This window comes from Kribbella soli (genome assembly GCF_004331345.1).
Classification (GTDB): Bacteria; Actinomycetota; Actinomycetes; order Propionibacteriales; family Kribbellaceae; genus Kribbella; species Kribbella soli.
The window spans coordinates 150,089-167,580 of record NZ_SJJZ01000006.1 but is presented as its reverse complement, the minus strand read 5'-3'; the positions used below and the strand labels follow the sequence as shown (position 1 = coordinate 167,580).

Below are 17,492 nucleotides of genomic sequence, written 5' to 3'. Positions count from 1 at the left end.
GCACTCGTGGGGTCAGCCGAGGTTCGGTGGGCCTTGTTCGATGCGGCGCAGGATGGGGTCCAGGCGGTAGAAGTCGGTGCCGGTGATGAGTTGGCGTTCGTCCCACCAGGTGGCGCCCGCCTCGGCCAGTGGTTCGACGAGGGCGCGGGAGCGGGCGGGGTCGGCCGGGCTGATGCCGCCGACGATCACGTCGTACGGCGTACTGCGGTCCGCGCGCTGGTCGTTGATGAACGCGACCAGGTCGCGCAGTTCGTCGACCGGTGGGGCTTCGCCGTGGTTGGCGGTCTTGAACAGCGGTACGGCGCCGTCCCAGCGGGCGGCCCGGCGCATCGGGGCCTTCCGCGGCCAGTAGCCGGCGATCCAGACCGGCGGCCGCGGTTGCTGGACCGTTGCCGGCAGCAACTCGACGTCGTCGGCCCGGTAGTGCTCGCCGGCGTGATCGACCCGCTCACCGGACCAGTACGCCGCCAGCAGGTCGAGGCCTTCGTCCAGCCGCGAGGCCAGCACTTTCGGGTCCGTCTCGTCGCCGAAGCTGCCGAACTCGTCGTCGATCGGCCCACCGAGTCCGGCGCCGAAGATCACCCGGCCGCCGCTCAGTCCGTCGAGCGTGGCGACCTGCCGCGCGAGCTGCTCGGGCCGCCGCCGGGCGATCGGCGTCACCAGCGGACCCAGCTTGATCCGCGACGTCGCCAGCGCGGCCGCTGTCATCAGCATCCACGGGTCGCCGAACGGCTGTCCGCGCCGCCGCTCCTTGCTGTGCACCACGTGATCCCAGAGGAACAGCCCGTCCCAGCCGGCTTCCTCGGCAGCCTTCGCCACCTGCGCGACCGTGTGCGCGTCGGCGAAGTCCCCAAAGTTCGGAATATTGATCGAAAAGCGCATCGTCACTCGGCTCTCAGCTCGATGAACGGAATCGTGTCGCCCGGCAGCAGGTAGGTCTCCACCTCGACGAACCCGTGCGCCTTCGCGAACCGTACGCCGTCCTCGTTGCTGCTGAGGATGTGCGTCTCGACGCCGTCGCCCAGGGCTCGCCCGCGCCGCAGGCAGTGCTCGTAGATCGCCGTACCGAAGCCACGACGCCGGTACGCCGGGAGCACACGAGCGATCACCACCGCCGCCGAGGTCTCCTCGGACGGTGGGCGGACCGTGGAGCACCCGACGAGCATGTCTCCGTCGTACGCCACCTCGAGGATGTGCCGCGTCAGCCGCTCGCGGATCTCCTCGACCGACAGCGGCGCCGTCGGGATGATCTCGTTGTGCACTCGCTGCCAGTCCAGCAGCGTCTGGTCGTCCGTCACCGGCACGATCCGAAGCTCACTCATCCCGCAACCCAACAGCCGGGCGCGGCCAGCGGTCAAACGGATTCGGTCCGGGGGAGTAGTAGCGTCCGTGTCGTGCGGATTCTCTTCGTTGGTAACAGTTTCACCTCACGGAACAACCTGCCTGGGCTGATCAAGGGCCTGGCCGGGGCGCGTGGCATCGAGATCGAGCACAAGCTGATCTCGGCCGGCGGCGCATCGCTGCGGCAGCACCTCAACGCGGGCAAGGCGCTCGATGAGATCGCGAGCGGCGGTTTCGACACCGTCGTACTGCAGGAACAGAGCACGCTGCCGATCAAGAGTCCGGACCGCTTCCGCGAGAGCGCCCGCGACTTCGACCAGGCGATCACCGCCGCCGGTGCGCGTACCGCGTTCTACCTGACTTGGGCTCGCCGGAACGCACCGGAGACCCAGCAGGCGCTGACCAAGGCGTACGGCGGCGCCGCGGCGGAGCTCGGTGCGACGCTCGTACCCGTCGGAATGGTCTGGGAGCGCTTCCTCAGCCAGTACGACGAACCCGCGCTGCACGACGCGGACAACAGCCACCCCGCGCTTGCGGGCAGCTACCTCGCGGCGTGCGTGTTCCTCATCGCCTTGCTGAACGAGGATCCGGTCGGGACCGAGGTACCGGTGAAAGGCCTGACTGCAGACACCACCGCCCAACTCCGCCAGGCGGCATGGGACATCTGCTCCGACCTGGCCGCAGCCGAGTAACCCGCCACGACCCCCCGTGGCGGGTTACCCGATCACGCGCTCTCCAGAGTCGGGTGGATCAGTACCGCTGCGATCAGGCGGAGGCGTGCGGTAGCGCCGTCCCGTAGGGCTGGCCCATGTCGTCGTGCCATCGGGATCGGATGTGACGACCCATCCACCTTCGTGTTTGAGGCGGTGATGGTGCCGACAAAGGCAATGGAGATTGTCCGTCGTGGTGCGGCCGCCTTCGGCGAAGGCGACGCGGTGGTCGACGTCGGCGAACTCGGCCGGCTGGTTGCACCCGGGGAACTGGCAGGTTCGATCGCGCAGACGGACGAAGCGATCAGTAGCCGCATCCGGCGTGTACCTGTCCGGCTTCCCAGTCGGCGGCTCATCGCTGAGCCGAAGGCCAATCCGGGACCGGCCGGCGCCCCCGAGGAGGCTCCGAGTCAGGGCGCGAGTGAGGTGCTTACGCAAGGATTCCTGAGGAATCGGCCCGTAGCGTTCGGCCGTCCCGCCGCTACCGTTCTCGCCGTCGATCAGCGCGCGGATCTCGGCGCCGGTCGCGTGGATGACCACTGTGGCGTCTGCGCCAACGGTCGAGTCGTCGTGCAGTTCAACGTCTGCATTGTCGACTGGCTTCCCCGGCCCGCAAGTGTCAGTTCGCGGCAGGAGCCGCGCCAGGGCGATGTCGGCGCGCAGCTGATCCATGGAGCGGGGGTCGCCGTGACGACGCCGGTACGCCGCCGCGCGAGTAAGACTGTTCATCACCGCGCCCGCATCCAAAGCGTCCTGCGTATGGATCAGCTCAGCCGTACCGTCACTGCTCGGGAAGATCCGCACCGACCGCTCATCCATCGCCCGGGCATGTGACTTGCTCCGCGCGTCCGGCGAACGCCGAGCGGCCTCCCGCTGCGCTTCCTGCTTCACCTTCTGCAACGGATGCTTCCCGGCCCACTCCAGCACCGCCGTCTCGGCCGCACGCCTCGCTTCCGGTTCCTCCAGGACCGACAACTCCCGCACGATCGTGAACGCGGCCCGCTCGGTCAGCTGCCCCACCTCCAGCGCCCGCAACGTGGCCGGAAAGTTGTGCACCAATTCGCACGACGTGTGAATCCGCGCCATCGCAGCGCCCTTGTGCATCTGCCACACCAACGCGAGCTCATCGGCAGTCGACCGCAGATCCCCGGCCACCCATCGACGCTCGCCCGGTTCGGCAGCCCGATCCCCAGGCTGGGGGTGGCGGCGCCCCAGATCGGCTGACACCCCGCGCAGCGAGGTCTCGTACCCAACGACCGCCTCTGCCTTCATCGCGGCCAGCCGCGCCTCCAACCGGCCGATGGCTTCCAGCCGATCCTGCCACCCGGAGTCGTTCAGCTGAGACGTGTCCTGGAACGCAACCGCCTCGAACAACCCGACACCACGCTCAGGGTCGTCCGGTACGTCGTACCGCCCCAGCAACCCGAACCGCCCAGCAACCTCCGCGTCCCGTCGCAACCGATCCCGCAGAACCGCTAACCCATCCTCCGGAACCACAGACAGCCGCGCACGCCCAGCAGACCCCTCCCCAGAAGGCTCGTCGACCGGACACTCGCTCATGTATCCGATCATACGTTCGAATACGACGCAAAGCCAAATCAGTCCGTCACTTAGCGTCGTGGAAAACCAACCCGAGCGTATGGCGCTGCCCCGAGCGGATCGCGGACACGCCGTGCCGCACCGGCGCGGCCGACCAGCCACGCGCCGACTTCACCGGACGATCGCGCGTCGTGAATACCAACCCATGCCCCTGCGGGATCAGCGTCGACGTACCCCGCGACTGCGCCCGAGGCCGCTGCTCGACCAGCAGGAACTCACCGCCGGTGTGATCGACGCCGGGGTCGTTCAAGTTGATCACGACCTGAAGCGGAAACACCTTGTCGCCATAGAGATCACGATGCAAGGCGTTCCAGTCGCCCGCGCCGTACCGCAGCAGGATCGGCGTCGGCCGCGCCTGCCCCGCCCTATGACACACGTCGAGCCATTCGTCGAGCGTGTCCGGCCACTCCGCCTCGCGTCCGAGCCTCGAATACCACTCCCGCGCGATCGGCAAAAGCCGCGGATACAGCGCCTGCCGCAACGCCTCCACAGCCTCCGGGAACGGCCGATCGAAGTACCGGTACTGTCCCTCGCCGAACCGATGCCGCGCCATGTCGATCGTCGCCCGGAACCGCTGTATGTCGTCGTACATCCCGGCGATCCGCACCGCCTCGGTCGGTGTCAGCAACTGTGGCAGCGGCGCACAACCGAGATCATCAACCGAAGCGGCCACAGCGTCCCAGTCGGCTCCGGCCACGCGTCGTTCGTACTTGTTCATACCTGTGGAACGGCACAGCCGACAGGTATGTGAGGGCTACTTCGGGAGCACCAGCAAGCTGCCGTAGTGATGCATGGCAATCCCCGCAAAAGCAGGTGAGGTCTCGGCCGCATACACCTTGTCCAGCTCGGACTCCATGTACGCGCGCCCCTCCTCGTAGAACGTCACCGTCTCCGGATCGCCCGTCCCCGACAGGTCCTTGCTCTCCACCCCGATGACCACAGACTGCGGAGCGCCGTACGCAATCTCATGCGAGGCGCGCGCAATGATTCCGCTAGCAGTATCGGTGTAGTCCATCAGCGCGACGTAGTCGGTGAGATCCTGCACATGGTCGCTCAGCGGAGCAGTCTTCCCGTGCCACGTGATCGCCGTACAGCAGTCCGAGCTGTCGAACCAGAACGGGATCGCCGGCCCGACGAGCAACTGCTGCCCGGACGCGTCCCGCAACTGCATGAACTTCTGCAGCAGATCGAGCCACACCGTCGGCAGCGTCGTACCCGGCTCCTTCCACTGCGGCAGCAGGTACGGCTCGATGTCCACGTTCACCCCGTCGAACCGCGCATCAGCCGGTACGGCGAGGTTGTAGTCGAGCACCTTCGTGAACTCACTCGCCGCGATGTGCTGGTACTGCGGCAACGCACCCAGGTACGGCGGCACCGTCCCACCCGCGATCACCGCCTGCACGTGGTACCCGCGCCCACGCGCCCACCGAACGAACGCCGCGACCTGACGCCGCGAGTCCCGCAGCATGTCCCGACCCTGGTACGCCGCGACGCCCAAGTACAACGTCCGCACCGGATCCGACCCGAACGTCGTCGTGTCGTCCATGAATCGACCGAGCTTGTCCCGCGCTGCCCGATCGAAGACCGCCGGGTACGAGTCCTGTTCCCACACCCACATCGCCCGGTCCTGCGAGTACCGCTGCTGCACCGGCTGCATCGCACCGCCAACCGCGACGTACGTACTCGCAGACAAACCAACCTGTCCCGTCACGTCGACCGCTCGCGCTTCGATCCCGGCGAAACCCTTCGCAGCAACCAAAAGAACGCGATACCCACCGGCCACCCGAACAGCAGTCCGCCACGCACCACCGTTGACACGCGCCTCGACCCGCTGCACAGGACGACGCGACGAAACCGCGACCGTCGCCTCGAACCGCAACCCCTCAACGGCCCCACCCAGAGCCGGCGACGTGACAACGACCGTCGGTTTCGCTGCCCGCGGGTTGTGCACGTTCACCGAGACGAACGCCGACCACTGGTTGTACAGCGTCTGCAGGTTCTTCCCGTACGCCGCGAGCCCGACCGTCCCGTCCACGTCCCGAAGATCGACCGTCGCACTCCACGTCCCGGTCGCCGCATCCATCGCCACCGGCATGATCCGCTGCGCATCGACGACCAACTGGATCCCCGACACCTGCTCATAATGCCCGCGAACAGTCACCGAACCCGCGCTGTCGGCAGGCGCCTCGATAGTGATCGTCGGCGCACCCACCTCAGCAGCCGCCGGCGTCACCGACCCGCCAACGAGCAACAGCGCGAGCAACGCAACGAGGCGCCTCACACCTGTTCCAGCACCATGATCGGGGCCAGCATCGTCGCGTCGTCGAGCGGTCGCTCCCCGGTCTCGAGCATCCCGAGGAAGACCTTCAGCCCAGGTACGACGTACTCCGAGTCGAGCCGTACGTCGCGACTCACCAGCCCCGTCCGCCCGACGAGCTCGGCATGGAACGGCACCCGCCCGTCGTCCGTTGGCTTCACCAACTGCAACGTCACCAGCACCCCGCCGCACACGTAGCGCACGACAACAGTGGATCCAACGCGCTCGACCGTCACGGGACCAGGCTCGCCAGGAGCCAACCGCTGTGCCAGATCAGCCGCATGAATCCCGTAGAAGAAGATCCCGCTGTACTCACTGTCCGGATCAGCAGGCCCGGTCACAGTGACTGCCTGCAGCTCACCGACCGAGGCCGCGGCGAGTGCATCCGCGTCCGCGACCCAGCGCACAGCGGAGTACGACGTCACCGGCGCACCACCGCGTTGTGACGCATCCAGGATCGCCCGCGCATCCGCCGTACTCGCGGCCAACGGCTTGTCCACCCACACCGGGACGCCTGCCTCCAGAAACGGTACGGCGTGCTCACGGTGCAACGCGCCGTCCCGATTGGTGGCGATCAGCGCGTCCACGCTGCCGAGCAACTCGGATGAGGTCGGCACAAGCTCGGTGATGCCACCGGTTGTGGCGAGCTTGCGGTTGCGTTCGTCATCCGCGCCGACGAGCGCGACGATGCGGGCGGTGTCAGCGACGGGATCGACGTTCAGATGCCGGACGATCTCGTCGGCGTGGCTGTTCTCGGTGCCGACCAGGGCGACGCGCAGCGGCATGGGTCAGTCCTCTTTCAGTTCGACCGGTTGCCCTGAACGGGCGGACTCGTAGACAGCGAGCACAGTCGCCAACGACCGCCGCCCTGCCTCCAGCGTCACAGCCGACGGGCGGCCTTCACGGACAGCAGCGATGAAGTCGCGGTACTGCGCGAGATGCGCGAGCTCGACCGGTCCCCACCCGTCCGGCCCCGCCAGCACGGCTGCCTCGGGTTCCGCAGCGTCCGCCGCGGCGAAGTACGCGAGCTGATCGTCGTCGAGGACCGCCGTCCCCTGATCGCCGTGGATCGTCAACCGCACCGGACGGCCCGGGTAGGCCGCGGTACTGGCGAGCATCAGCCCGATCGCCCCACTCTCGAAGACGATCGATGCACCGGCGAGATCCTCGACCTCGATCCCCGAGTGGGCGAGCCGACCGGTCTGCGCGCTCACCTGGACCGGGCGACCCAGCATCCAGACCAGCAGGTCGAGCGCGTGGATGCCCTGGTTCATCAGGGCGCCGCCGCCGTCGATCGCGAGGGTGCCGCGCCAGTCGTCGCCGTCGTAGTACGACTGCGGCCGGAAGAACGCCGACTCCGCGATCCCGGACGTCACGCGACCGAGGGCGCCGCTGTCGATCGCGGCGCGGATCTGCGCGACCGGCGGCTGGAAGCGGCGCTGGCTGATTACCGAGACGGTCAGCCCGGTCTCCCGCTGCGCCGCGATCAACCGGTCGGCGGCGGCCAGCGTTATGTCGACCGGCTTCTCGACGATCACGTGCTTACCGGCCCGCAGTGCCTCGATGGCGACGTCGGCGTGCAGTGCGCTCGGCAGGCAGATCCCGACGGCGTCGATCTCTTCCGCGGCGTACGCCTCGGCTGGTGTCGCATAGGCCCGACCGCCGTACTCCGAGACGAGTTTGCCGGCGCGGTCGAGGCTCTGGTCGACAACGGCGGCCAGGACGGCCTCGTCGCCGAGGGCTTCGATGAGGCGAGCGTGCACGGCGCCGATCGCGCCGGCACCGATGAGGGCGAAACGCATAGGACCTCTCTTCAGTCGGTCGTCCAGGAGATGGGTACGCCGCCGTTCTCGGCGGACCGTTGCGCGAGGAGTGCGAGTCGCGTCGCCAGTAGGCCGCGCTCGGTGGTGATGTCCGGTTCGTTGCCCGCAGCAAGCGCCTGCAGGACGGGCTCTGCCGGGCGATGACCAGCAGGCAGCGGTACGTCGTGTGGCGCCAGGTCGGTCGTGGTGAGGACGAGGCGGTTGCGTGCCCAGAGCAGTTCGGCGGTGCCTCCGGTGCCGACGAGCTTCATCCGGTAGTCCCCGTGCACGGGTGAGCCGGCTGGGTTCATCCAGTCCACACCCGCGGTGATGACCGCACCGGGTCCGCTCAGCGTCGCGACGCCGTACGAGCTGTCCACGATCGAGCCGCTCACGGTCCCGCTGGTCAGTCCGGTGAAGAGCAGTGCGGCGTCAATGTCGTGGACGGCGAGGTCGTTGAGGAGTCCGCCGTACCGCGCGCGCTCGAAGAACCAAGCCGGCCGGGTCGGGCGGTTCAGTTTGTGCGGGCCGGACGACGTCACGCCGTGGATCGTGCCGAGTTGATCCGCGATGCTCAGGGCGGCGAGGGTGACGGGGTAGTACCGCTTCTCCAGCAGGAGGGTCACGTGGCGGCCGGTGAGGTCCGCAGCCTCCGCGATCGCGTCGAGGTCCTCGAGTGTCGTGCACAGCGGCTTGTCGGCGATCACGTGGCAGCCGGCGTTCAGGGCGTCGACCACAACCTGGCCGCGGTCGCCGTAGATGCCGGCGACCATGACGACGTCCGGCTCGACCTCGCGCAGCATCTGCTGGTGGTCGGTGAACACCTTGGCGTCGTACGGCGCGGCCCAGCGCTCGGCGGTCTCGCGGGACGGATCAGCCACCGCGACCAGCTCGTACTCGGCGACCTGATCGACCTCCGCGGTCGCATAGGCCACGTGCGGATGGGCGGCGCCGGCGATGGCGATACGCGTCATGATCGTGATTCCAGCATGCAACCGGTTGCACGTCAACGCATCAGGGCGTCGACTTCGGCGCCGCCGCGGTCGTCGCGCGCGTCACCAGGTGGGTCGCGATCGTGACGCACTCAGCGCTCGGCTCGGCGCCCTCCAGTACGTTGACGAGCAGCTTCGCGGCCGCCGTACCGGCGGTTGCGGCACCGGCCGAGACGCTGGTCAGCGCCGGCGTGGTCAGGGCGGCGAGGGTGTCGTCGCAGCCGACCAGACTGAAGTCCGCCGGTACCGAGATGCCGCGTACCTCGAGCCCGGCCAGCACGCCTTGCGACACCACGTCGTCGAACGCGATCGCCGCGGTCGCTCCCGATCGGACGACCGCAGACACCGAGTCCCGCCCGGCCGCGTAGGTCGGCCGCCCGACCTCGACGATCTCCACCGTCAGCCCAGCCTTGGCGGATGTCTGCGTCAGAGCCTCCCGCCGCTGCTGGTCCGACCACGAGTCGCGCGGCCCGGCCAGGTACGCGAGCCGCTCGTGACCGAACTTCTTCAACAGCAGCACAGCCTCGGTCATCCCACCCGACGAGTCGATCAGCACCCGCGGGATCCCGTCCAGATCACGGTTGACCAGTACGACGGGACGTGTCGCGGCCAACTCGCGGATCAACGTCTCGGACAGCCGCGGCGAGGCCAGCACGAACCCCTCGACCTGCGGCGCCAGCCGGGCGATCAGCTTGGCCTCCCGCTCCGCGGACTCGTCGGAATCACCGAGGAACACCGCCAGGTCGGCGGTCTCCGCGGCCAGTTGCAGACTCCGCACCAGCGGCGGGAAGAACGGGTTCGCGATATCCGGTACGACGACCGCGATGTTCCCGAACCGTCCCGTCGACAGCGCCCGCGCCGCCTGGTTGCCGACGTACCCGAGCCGGACCGCGACCGCGCGGACGTGCTCGACGGTCTCCTGGCTGAGCAGTTGCGGCCGGGTGAAGGCGCGCGACACCGTCGACCGCGAAACCTGGGCGGCGGCCGCGACGTCGCCGATGGTGACCCCCGGCGCGCGGCCGGCCCGTGATGCCATGCCCACACCATAAGGTTCCGTGCAACCGGTTGCACACCTCTACTTCACGACCTCGAGGCGGAAGCTGAGGTTTTCGGCGGTGCGGACTCGGAGTTTGGTGGGCTGTACGCCGGGGCTGTCGTAGAAGCGGATGCCTTCGCCCAGCAGGACGGGGGTGATGTGGAGGACGATCTCGTCCACCAAGCCGGCCTCCAGCGCGAGGCGGGGCACCGCGCCGCCCGTGACCACCAGATTCTTCCCGGCGGCTGCCTCCAGGCCTCGCGCCACCCCGTCCCGGATGTCGCCGGAGACGTACGTGAACTCCGGGATCGGGTTCGTGGCCGGGTCCTTGTGCGTGTAAATGAGGATCGGGCCCTGCCAAGCTCCGCCGTACGGACGGTTCTCGCCGAAGACCTCGACCAGTTTGCCGCCGCACAGGAACGCGCCGCACGTCGCGATCACCTCGGCGCCGAGCCCGGACGGGCCGCCGTCGGCAGGGGACATCCAGCCGACCCCGTCGTCGCGGTCCCCGATGAAGCCGTCGAGGGACATCGTCATGTGCCAGATCACTGTGCCGGTCATGCGTCCAGCCTCCCCCCGGTCTGATCCATGCGTCTAATGCCAATGCCGAGACGGAAGCATAGATAGCGTCGATACATGCTCGATCTCATCCGGCTGCGCGTGCTGGCCGCAGTCGCCGCGCACGGTTCGGTGACCGCGGCGGCCGCGGCACTGCACTACACGCAGCCCACCGTCAGTCATCATCTCGCCCGGCTGGAGGCTGCGACCGGAGCGAAGCTCGTCCAGAAGGCCGGTCGTGGCATCCGCCTGACCCCCGAGGGCGAGGTGCTCGCGCGCCGCGCCGCGGAGATCGTCGGCCGTGTCGACGCCGCCGACGCCGAGCTCGCTGCCATGGTCGGCCTGCGCTCCGGCCTGGTCCGGGTCGGCGCCTTCAGCTCGGCGCTCAGCGAACTCGTCCCATCCGCGGCGGCCGAGCTCCGCCGCGAGCACCCGAACATCCAGTTCGAACTCACCGACGTCCACCCGCTGGTCGCCGTCCAGCAGCTCCGCGCGGGTGAGATCGATCTCGCGATCGTCTTCCGGTACGGCCACGACCAGCCGGACGACGGCATCCGGTACACGTACCTGCGCGACGACCCGATCCATCTGCTCAGCCGCCGAACCGGCGAAACGCTCGCCGACCATCGGGAGTCCGACTGGATCGCGGGCTGCGTGAACTGCCGCCGCGAGCTGCTGCAGCACTGTGCGGAGGCCGGCTTCACGCCCCGGATCGCGTTCACCAGCGACGATGTGATCGTCAAGCAGGCTCTCGTTCGCGCTGGTCTCGGTGTCACCACCACGCCCGGTCTGGCGCTGCGGTCGCACCTCGCCGACGGGGTGCGATCGACAGAGTTGCCGATCGTTCGCCGGATCCTGCTTGCGACGTACGGCGAACCTCCCGACCCGCCGGCGACGGCGGCCTTCATTGCAGCCCTGAAACGAGTAACACTGGAGTAGGAGCCGTTCGACTCCGGGTTGGAGACCGGTCGACGGGGAACCGGGGGAGCATGGTGGACGTAGAGCTGCGGTATCTCCGGATCTGGCGGGCAGCCGTGGGACTGCTGGCCAGTCTCGGTGTGGTCACTTCTTTGGTGTTCGTGTCGCCGGCGACGAACCTGGCGGTCTTCATGGTCGCCGCCTTCACCGCCGGAGCCATCTGTCTCAGCGTCGGTCTCGGCCGCGATCTGCCGACCTCGGACCTGCTCTACATGGTTCCCCGCGGCGCGGTGTTCGGCGGACTGTTCGTACTCGCGATCTGCGGGTACGCCGCCGCGATCGGGGCCCGCACAGCGACGCTGATCCTGCTGATGGTCGGCGTATCCCCGCCGGTTGTCGGCTGGTTGCGCTCAGGCCGGGCCGACCGGCCGGCGCGGACACTGCCTCGCCGGACGACACTGCCTCGCCGGTCGATCAGGTTGCCCAAGGCATCGAACCGTCAGCTGAACGCTGTCCAGGCCGAAGCTGACCCGGCTGCGGACTGGCCGATGCCGAAGTACCTGGTCGCCGTGGTGCGGAGCGTCGGCGAACTGAGCGACGAGGAGCTGTGCCTCGCCTGGCGACGAAGTTTCAACCAGCTCCAGCGCGCGATGGGCCCGGACCGGAGACAGGCGATGGTCGACGTACGTCGTGCCTACCTCGACGAACTCGAACGCCGTCACCCCGACTCGTTCACCGTCTGGCTGGCGTCGAACCCGCGCGCCGCCGGCAACCCGGCCCGCTTCTTCACCCACCGCGCCGACCACTAGGAAAACGCAGTACGGAGGTCCGCGGCGATCAGTTCGACCGCGTGCCGGCCGGCAGACAGTGCGGCCGGAAAGTTCAGGAACGCGTGCATCGTGTCCGCGTACTCGACCAGTCGCGTCGGTACGCCGTCCTGCTCCAGGCGACCCGCATACGCCAGCGCGTCATCGCGCAACGAGTCCCGCCCGGCCGCAAGCATCAGCGCCGGCGGAAGCCCCGCAAGCGAGTCGGCCCGCAGCGGCACGGCGGTTGTGGATACGTCGTCCGCGGGGAAGTACCACTCGTGCCACTCGACGTCCGGGTGCAGGTCCAACGTCGGGTAACACAGGATCTGACGGTCGGGGAGCGGACCACCTTCATCTCGAGCGAGCAGGCACGCCCCGGCAGCCAGCGCCGCGCCTGCACTCTGCCCGCCCACCGCGATCCGCCCGTCTGAGCTGAGACTCTCGCGGATCCATTGCAGTGTGTCGTGAACGTCCAGAAGCCCTGCTGGATAAGGATTCTCCGGCGCGAGCCGATAGTTGAGGGAGACAACGGTAACGTTGCTGTCGGCAGCGATCCCGGAGGTCGCGTACTCGATGTCGCGCAGATGCCCGCCGATGAACGAACCACCGTGCAGCCAGAGCAGAACCGGCCGAGGCTCCGGCGACATGCGGTAGATCCGTGCGTCGAGGGACCGCCCCGGCAGCTCGATCACGATGTCCTCGATCCCCGGCCGCGGATCACGCTCACCCGCCAGCGCCGGATCCGGCAGATCCTCCCGGTCCAGCAGCAACGCCTGATGGGGATCGAGCCCGGGGTAGCCGGGTTGATCGGCAAGCACCTTCAGCAGCGCGTCGGTCTCGGACCCGTACTCCGGGCTGTCGACCAGCTCGGGCGTCATGCGCTCACCGGCTGCAGGTGACGTGCCGCGTGCGCGAACAGGATCCCGTCGGGCGTCGTCGAGACGTACTCCGCGAGCGCCCCGATCCCGCCGTCGAACCCGGCGCCCGTCGACGGCTCCGTCCAGGTCTCCTCGTCGTACCGCGAGATCTCGTCGACGAGTGCGTCGCCGACGCTGTGGAACCGGTGCAGCACCAGTTCGGACGGGATCCGCCGGCCCGCCTCGACGCCGCCGAGGTTGAGCGCGCGCCCGATCTCGGCGGTCTCCCACCGCGGATCGAGACTCCAGTGCGGGCGTCCCGCCCGGGCGTCCCGCAGTACGGCAAGGGTGATCTCGTCCCACATCAGTACGTGCGCGACCAGGTCGTGCAGCGAGTCGCAGAAGTCCCCGAGCGGCCCGGCGGTCACGTCGTACGGCGCCCGCAGTTCGTCCTCGCTCAATCCCTCGATCCGGCTCAGCAACAGGTCCTGGTCCCGCCGGAGCATCCCGGCCGCCTGCGCCGGTGTTGTAGTCGGTGTACGCATGCCGACAATCAACCAGCCCGGACGCGGCCACCACGGTCGATTGCGCGAACCCCTCAATCCACCGCTCAACCCACGGCGCGGTACGTCGCCATCTTCGCGCGCGCCCCGCACGTGTTCATCGAGCACCAGCGCCGCCGCCCGGCACGACTCGCGTCGACGAACAGCAGCGAACACTCGTCCGCGGCACACGTCCGGATCCGGTCGGCGAGCGGACCGGAGAGCAGATCGACCGCATCCCTGGCCAGGCTGCTGAGCAGACCGGGCAGGTCGACCGTCGCACTCTCCGCGCGGAGCTCCGAGGTCAACCGGGGACCGGCCAACGGACGGCTGCTCCAACGATTGACCACCTCGAGATCGGCGGCGTGCCTCGTCCCGGTGAAGAGCCGGTACAGCGCCTCCCGCAGCTCGACGGCCTGGCGGTAGGCACGCCCCGGGACCGCCGGCTCGTCCTGAGTGAGCCCGGCTTCGCGGAACCAGCGGCCGAGATCGGCAGGCTCCGGGATCCGCTCGAACGGCGCCTGCTCGCGCTTGCCGAGGGTCGCGGTGAAGTCGACCGACGGCCGCCCGCCGACCCAGGTGAAGCGCGTGTCCATGACGCGTAGTCTATCATCGCTGTTACCAGTTGAACCGGTAACCGAGGGAGTGGCTTGTGAGGATCGGGATCGTCGGCGCGGGCGGTGTGGGCGGGTACTTCGGCGCGCGGCTGGCCGCCGCCGGGCAGGACGTGGCGTTCGTGGCGCGGGGCAAGCACCTGGAGGCGCTGAAGGCCGATGGGCTCGTGGTGCACAGCCCCGCAGGGGACTTGCAGTTGCCGGTGCAGGCAACGAGCGCGCCGGCCGAGATCGGCCCGGTGGACTACGTGTTGATCTGCGTGAAGACGTGGCAGTTGCCCGAGGCGATCGACACGATCCGGCCGCTGGTGGGTCCGGACACCGCGATCATCACGGTGCAGAACGGGGTCGAAGCACCCGATCAGGTCGCCGAGGTCTACGGGCGGGACGCCGTACTGCCCGGCGCCGCGGAGGTGATCGCGTACGTCGAGGGTCCTGGCGTGATCCGTCATCTCGGCAATGGGAAGCTGAACTTCGGCGAGTGGGACAACGCGGCCACGCCACGAACCGGTCTGCTGCGCGACGCGTTCATCGCGGCGGGACTTCAGGCGACCGTTCCGGAGGACATCTGGGCGGCGTTGTGGACGAAGTTCCTCTCGGTCGTCCCGGGCGGCGGCCTCGGTACGGCGACCGGCGCCGGGTACGGCGTGCTCCGCACCCATCCCGCAACCCGCCGGCTGCTCACCGAAGCCACCACGGAGATCCGCGACATCGCGTTGGCGCGAGGTATCCGGCTTGCTGAGGACGTCGTACCGCGGACGCTCGCCTGGGTCGATCAGCTCCCGGCCGACGGGACGACGTCGCTGCAGCGCGACCTTATCGCCGGCCGCCCGTCGGAGCTCGACGCCTGGACCGGGGCCGTCGTACGGCTCGGCGCCGAATCGGGCGTGCCGACACCGGTGAACACGTTCCTGTTCGAGCTGGCCGGCGCCCGAGCGCTTGCCGCCGGCAACTGACCGGCCAGGACCTACTCCAGGCCGAGGTCGGTGAGGACGTCGATCACCGGGCGGTTCGGCGGTGCCGCTGCGACCAGGCCTCGGATGCAGCCGGTCATCACCATCCGGAAATACGGCTCGGACGTGATCATCGGGAGTTCCTGATGCGCCGCGTGTAGCACCTCGTCCGCGGCGAGGAGCGCGTAGACCTTCTCCAGTTCGCGCTGATGCGAACCTTCGAAGTACGGGCGATGCCGCTCCTCGGCCGCGGTCAGGTTGATCGCCAGCGACGCGACGGTGCCGGACATGAGCACCGCGCCGGCCGGGCTGTACCCGCGCCGGCCGAGCGCCTCGACCGCCTCCCGCTGGAGTCGTACGCCGGCCTCGCCGCGCGGGAACAGCCCCTGCAGGTAGGCGGCGAGCCCCGGGTGTTCCAGGACGAACGTGTGCAGCTGCCGCGCGAACGACAACAGGTGCGCCTCGACGTCGTCCTCCGGGTCGTCGACGATGTGCAGCTCCCGCAGTACCGCCTCACCGACCAGCGCCTCGAGCCCGAGCTTGCCGTCGACGTGCCGGTACAGCGCGGTCGGGGTGACGCCGAGCGCGGTCGCGACCCCGTTCACGGTCAGGTTGGTCAGGCCGAGCCGCAGACCCTCCCGCTCGATGTCCGCGACGGTGATCTGCGCCTGGCGACCGCCGGTCTTCCGGCGGGGCGGATTCGCTGTCACAACCCTCCTCCGTGGGGCCTGACCCCAAAGTTATGCTACTAACTTAGATCGACACCGTCGCCGACGGTGATTGTTCTGTTCTGTCCCTCACTCCTCAGGAGATCATGGTGAGCGCACCTCGCCCCACCCGGCGCACGATGCTGAAGGCCGCCGGCGGGTTGACCGTCGCCGCCGGCCTCGGCGCCGGCACCATCCTGGCCACCTCCGTCGCCGCAAGTGCGGCCGACGACGGATTCGGCCTGCACATCACCGAGCGGAACGAAGACGATCCGCGGATGTGGTACTACCGCTTCCAGACCGACGCGATCGGCTGGGCCCCGGCGGTCAACGTCCTGCTGCCGAGTGACTATCACACCAGCGGGCGCACCTACCCGGTCCTGTACCTGCTGCACGGCGGCAACCAGGACTTCATCGCGTTCGACCGCCTCGGCATCCGCGACTGGACCGCGGGCAAGCCGATGATCGTGGTGATGCCGGATGGCGGCAAGGCCGGCTGGTACTCGAACCCGGTCAGCTCCAACACCGGCCCGCGCAACTGGGAGAGCTTCCACCTCAACCAGTTGGTGCCGTGGATCGACGCCAACTTCCGCACGTACGCCGAGTTCGCCGGCCGGGCCGTCGCCGGCTTCTCGATGGGCGGCTTCGGCGCGCTCAAGTACACGGCGAAGTACTACGGCCACTTCGCCTCCGTCAGCTCGCACTCCGGCCCGGCGAGCGTCCGCCGCGACGCGGGCCTGGTCGTGCACTGGGCGAACGTGTCGTCCGCGGCCGTCGACCTGGCCGGCGGCACGATCTACGGCGCCCCGGCGTGGGACGAGGCACGCGTCACCGCCGACAACCCGATGGAGAACCTCGAGCGCTACCGCGGCAAGCGCATCTTCCTGGTTGCCGGCACGAGCCCGAGCCCCGACCCGTTCGACTACGCCAACGAGACCCAGGTCCTGGCCGGCCAGCGCGAGTTCCGCGCCGCCCTGGACAAGGCCAACATCCCCTACATCGCCCACGAAGACGAAGGCGGCCACATGGTCCGCCCCAACCGCGTCATCGAAGACTTGGACGGCATCATCGCCCACCTGAAGAAGGCGTGAAATAGGACCGCCACGCAGGCAGAACCCGGCCGAAGCGCCGTTCTCGCGCCGAAAAGGCGACTTTCGCCTGCGTGGCGGTTCGCACCACCCCCGCTCACTCCTCCGCGAGGCGCTGGAGGAGTGAAGCGAGGGTTTGCTGTTCGGCGGCGGTCAGGCGGGACAGTTGGCTGACCATCACGTCGCGGCGCTTCTCGCGGAGGGTGGTCAGGATCTTCCGCCCGTCCGGCGTGAGGTCCACCAGGGTGGCCCGACGGTCGTGCGGGTCCGGCTGCCGTGCCACCAGGCCGGCCGCTTCCAGGTCGTCGACGACCGAGGTCGCCGACCGCGGCACGATCCCCAGCTGCGCCGCCAGTTCACTCAGCCGCAGCGCCTGCTCCGCGCGATCGAGCGTCCGCAGTACCCGGAACTGCCCGTGCGTGACGCTCTCGCCGAACCCCTCCCGGGACGCCCGCCGCTGGCGGCGAACGATCCCGTCCAGCAGGCCGGCAATCTGCTCCGCGGCATCCTCGGGGTCACGCATGCCCAGAGCCTAATGGGACCGGTCGCGCCCGCGGGGAACAAAACACCATCTTGTGAGGTTAGCTCATAGTGAGTTAACCTCAGTATGTTTGATCCCTGACTGGAAGGAACTGCATGTCGCAGATCT

Annotated in this window: 20 protein-coding genes; 5 read left to right on the top strand and 15 right to left on the bottom strand. The window is 68.8% G+C overall.

Features of this window, described 5'->3' with window-relative positions; translation table 11 throughout:
* Positions 1-12: 12 nt before the first annotated feature.
* Positions 13-882, bottom strand: coding sequence for an LLM class flavin-dependent oxidoreductase (locus tag E0H45_RS39855; protein WP_131347600.1), 870 nt, complete (start codon positions 880-882; stop codon positions 13-15).
* A gap of 2 nt (positions 883-884) precedes the next feature.
* Positions 885-1,322 (bottom strand): GNAT family N-acetyltransferase, encoded by a 438-nt coding sequence (locus E0H45_RS39850; RefSeq protein WP_131347598.1) that lies wholly within the window; start codon positions 1,320-1,322, stop codon positions 885-887.
* 72 nt (positions 1,323-1,394) lie between these two features.
* Between E0H45_RS39850 and E0H45_RS39845 the strand changes: the two genes are divergently transcribed.
* Positions 1,395-2,033: an SGNH/GDSL hydrolase family protein gene (locus E0H45_RS39845; RefSeq protein ID WP_131347596.1), complete on the top strand. Its 639-nt coding sequence runs from the start codon at positions 1,395-1,397 to the stop codon at positions 2,031-2,033.
* A gap of 24 nt (positions 2,034-2,057) precedes the next feature.
* Here the strand turns inward: E0H45_RS39845 and E0H45_RS39840 are convergent, their stop codons facing one another.
* Genes E0H45_RS39840 through E0H45_RS39805 form a run of 8 tightly spaced genes read right to left on the bottom strand, consistent with a single transcriptional unit; the run spans position 2,058 to position 10,358 of the window.
* A complete protein-coding gene (locus E0H45_RS39840) occupies positions 2,058-3,611 on the bottom strand; it encodes an HNH endonuclease signature motif containing protein (protein WP_165546778.1) in 1,554 nt (517 codons plus the stop codon).
* A gap of 46 nt (positions 3,612-3,657) precedes the next feature.
* On the bottom strand, positions 3,658-4,347 hold the full coding sequence (locus tag E0H45_RS39835) for a 2OG-Fe(II) oxygenase (protein WP_238155663.1): 690 nt from the start codon (positions 4,345-4,347) through the stop codon (positions 3,658-3,660).
* Positions 4,348-4,404: 57 nt separating this feature from the next.
* Positions 4,405-5,931, bottom strand: a complete 1,527-nt coding sequence (locus E0H45_RS39830) for a hypothetical protein (protein WP_131347591.1) — start codon at positions 5,929-5,931, stop codon at positions 4,405-4,407.
* The gene (locus E0H45_RS39825) at positions 5,928-6,752 is read right to left on the bottom strand and encodes a Gfo/Idh/MocA family protein (protein ID WP_131347589.1); all 825 of its coding nucleotides are present in this window, start codon (positions 6,750-6,752) and stop codon (positions 5,928-5,930) included. Before E0H45_RS39825 ends, E0H45_RS39830 begins: the two co-directional genes overlap by 4 nt.
* 3 nt (positions 6,753-6,755) lie before the next feature.
* Positions 6,756-7,769 carry a Gfo/Idh/MocA family protein gene (locus tag E0H45_RS39820; RefSeq protein ID WP_131347587.1) on the bottom strand — a complete coding sequence of 338 codons (1,014 nt, stop codon included), beginning with the start codon at positions 7,767-7,769 and terminating at the stop codon, positions 6,756-6,758.
* Positions 7,770-7,780: 11 nt separating this feature from the next.
* Positions 7,781-8,743, bottom strand: coding sequence for a Gfo/Idh/MocA family protein (locus E0H45_RS39815; protein ID WP_131347585.1), 963 nt, complete (start codon positions 8,741-8,743; stop codon positions 7,781-7,783).
* A gap of 40 nt (positions 8,744-8,783) precedes the next feature.
* Positions 8,784-9,797 carry a LacI family DNA-binding transcriptional regulator gene (locus tag E0H45_RS39810; RefSeq protein ID WP_131347583.1) on the bottom strand — a complete coding sequence of 338 codons (1,014 nt, stop codon included), beginning with the start codon at positions 9,795-9,797 and terminating at the stop codon, positions 8,784-8,786.
* A 39-nt stretch (positions 9,798-9,836) separates the two neighbouring features.
* Entirely contained in the window at positions 9,837-10,358 is a 522-nt protein-coding gene (locus E0H45_RS39805) for a dihydrofolate reductase family protein (protein WP_131347581.1), read from the bottom strand.
* Between the two features lie 75 nt (positions 10,359-10,433).
* Here E0H45_RS39805 and E0H45_RS39800 point away from each other — a divergent pair, with 75 nt between their 5' ends.
* Together E0H45_RS39800 and E0H45_RS39795 are read left to right on the top strand one after the other, a co-directional pair.
* Positions 10,434-11,294, top strand: coding sequence for a LysR family transcriptional regulator (locus tag E0H45_RS39800; protein WP_131347579.1), 861 nt, complete (start codon positions 10,434-10,436; stop codon positions 11,292-11,294).
* 50 nt (positions 11,295-11,344) lie between these two features.
* Positions 11,345-12,082, top strand: coding sequence for a hypothetical protein (locus E0H45_RS39795; protein ID WP_131347577.1), 738 nt, complete (start codon positions 11,345-11,347; stop codon positions 12,080-12,082).
* On the opposite strand, the gene E0H45_RS39790 is transcribed toward E0H45_RS39795, so the two are convergent.
* The 3 genes from E0H45_RS39790 to E0H45_RS39780 all read right to left on the bottom strand — a co-directional run bounded on the left by E0H45_RS39790 (position 12,079) and on the right by E0H45_RS39780 (position 14,077).
* A complete protein-coding gene (locus E0H45_RS39790) occupies positions 12,079-12,960 on the bottom strand; it encodes an alpha/beta hydrolase (RefSeq protein ID WP_131347575.1) in 882 nt (293 codons plus the stop codon). The genes E0H45_RS39795 and E0H45_RS39790 overlap by 4 nt on opposite strands.
* Positions 12,957-13,484, bottom strand: a complete 528-nt coding sequence (locus E0H45_RS39785) for a DinB family protein (protein WP_131347573.1) — start codon at positions 13,482-13,484, stop codon at positions 12,957-12,959. Before E0H45_RS39785 ends, E0H45_RS39790 begins: the two co-directional genes overlap by 4 nt.
* Before the next feature lie 65 nt (positions 13,485-13,549).
* Positions 13,550-14,077, bottom strand: coding sequence for a CGNR zinc finger domain-containing protein (locus E0H45_RS39780; protein WP_131347571.1), 528 nt, complete (start codon positions 14,075-14,077; stop codon positions 13,550-13,552).
* A 56-nt stretch (positions 14,078-14,133) separates the two neighbouring features.
* Between E0H45_RS39780 and E0H45_RS39775 the strand changes: the two genes are divergently transcribed.
* Positions 14,134-15,051: a 2-dehydropantoate 2-reductase gene (locus E0H45_RS39775; protein ID WP_131347569.1), complete on the top strand. Its 918-nt coding sequence runs from the start codon at positions 14,134-14,136 to the stop codon at positions 15,049-15,051.
* A gap of 11 nt (positions 15,052-15,062) precedes the next feature.
* Here E0H45_RS39775 and E0H45_RS39770 read toward each other — a convergent pair whose 3' ends face one another.
* The gene (locus E0H45_RS39770) at positions 15,063-15,758 is read right to left on the bottom strand and encodes a TetR/AcrR family transcriptional regulator (protein ID WP_131347567.1); all 696 of its coding nucleotides are present in this window, start codon (positions 15,756-15,758) and stop codon (positions 15,063-15,065) included.
* 104 nt (positions 15,759-15,862) lie between these two features.
* Here E0H45_RS39770 and E0H45_RS39765 point away from each other — a divergent pair, with 104 nt between their 5' ends.
* Positions 15,863-16,846 carry an alpha/beta hydrolase gene (locus E0H45_RS39765; protein ID WP_131347565.1) on the top strand — a complete coding sequence of 328 codons (984 nt, stop codon included), beginning with the start codon at positions 15,863-15,865 and terminating at the stop codon, positions 16,844-16,846.
* A 94-nt stretch (positions 16,847-16,940) separates the two neighbouring features.
* Here the strand turns inward: E0H45_RS39765 and E0H45_RS42735 are convergent, their stop codons facing one another.
* Entirely contained in the window at positions 16,941-17,366 is a 426-nt protein-coding gene (locus tag E0H45_RS42735) for a MarR family winged helix-turn-helix transcriptional regulator (protein WP_165546777.1), read from the bottom strand.
* Positions 17,367-17,492: the final 126 nt, after the last annotated feature.

What these genes read in the sequence shown, in the direction of transcription:
- E0H45_RS39855 (WP_131347600.1), bottom strand. Translation starts at nt 882, where the DNA reads ATGCGCTTTTCGATCAATATTCCGAACTTTGGGGACTTCGCCGACGCG.
- E0H45_RS39850 (WP_131347598.1), bottom strand. Translation starts at nt 1,322, where the DNA reads ATGAGTGAGCTTCGGATCGTGCCGGTGACGGACGACCAGACGCTGCTG.
- E0H45_RS39840 (WP_165546778.1), bottom strand. Translation starts at nt 3,611, where the DNA reads ATGAGCGAGTGTCCGGTCGACGAGCCTTCTGGGGAGGGGTCTGCTGGG.
- E0H45_RS39825 (WP_131347589.1), bottom strand. Translation starts at nt 6,752, where the DNA reads ATGCCGCTGCGCGTCGCCCTGGTCGGCACCGAGAACAGCCACGCCGAC.
- E0H45_RS39820 (WP_131347587.1), bottom strand. Translation starts at nt 7,769, where the DNA reads ATGCGTTTCGCCCTCATCGGTGCCGGCGCGATCGGCGCCGTGCACGCT.
- E0H45_RS39815 (WP_131347585.1), bottom strand. Translation starts at nt 8,743, where the DNA reads ATGACGCGTATCGCCATCGCCGGCGCCGCCCATCCGCACGTGGCCTAT.
- E0H45_RS39810 (WP_131347583.1), bottom strand. Translation starts at nt 9,797, where the DNA reads ATGGCATCACGGGCCGGCCGCGCGCCGGGGGTCACCATCGGCGACGTC.
- E0H45_RS39805 (WP_131347581.1), bottom strand. Translation starts at nt 10,358, where the DNA reads ATGACCGGCACAGTGATCTGGCACATGACGATGTCCCTCGACGGCTTC.
- E0H45_RS39800 (WP_131347579.1), top strand. Translation starts at nt 10,434, where the DNA reads ATGCTCGATCTCATCCGGCTGCGCGTGCTGGCCGCAGTCGCCGCGCAC.
- E0H45_RS39795 (WP_131347577.1), top strand. Translation starts at nt 11,345, where the DNA reads ATGGTGGACGTAGAGCTGCGGTATCTCCGGATCTGGCGGGCAGCCGTG.
- E0H45_RS39790 (WP_131347575.1), bottom strand. Translation starts at nt 12,960, where the DNA reads ATGACGCCCGAGCTGGTCGACAGCCCGGAGTACGGGTCCGAGACCGAC.
- E0H45_RS39785 (WP_131347573.1), bottom strand. Translation starts at nt 13,484, where the DNA reads ATGCGTACACCGACTACAACACCGGCGCAGGCGGCCGGGATGCTCCGG.
- E0H45_RS39780 (WP_131347571.1), bottom strand. Translation starts at nt 14,077, where the DNA reads ATGGACACGCGCTTCACCTGGGTCGGCGGGCGGCCGTCGGTCGACTTC.
- E0H45_RS39765 (WP_131347565.1), top strand. Translation starts at nt 15,863, where the DNA reads ATGGTGAGCGCACCTCGCCCCACCCGGCGCACGATGCTGAAGGCCGCC.
- E0H45_RS42735 (WP_165546777.1), bottom strand. Translation starts at nt 17,366, where the DNA reads ATGCGTGACCCCGAGGATGCCGCGGAGCAGATTGCCGGCCTGCTGGAC.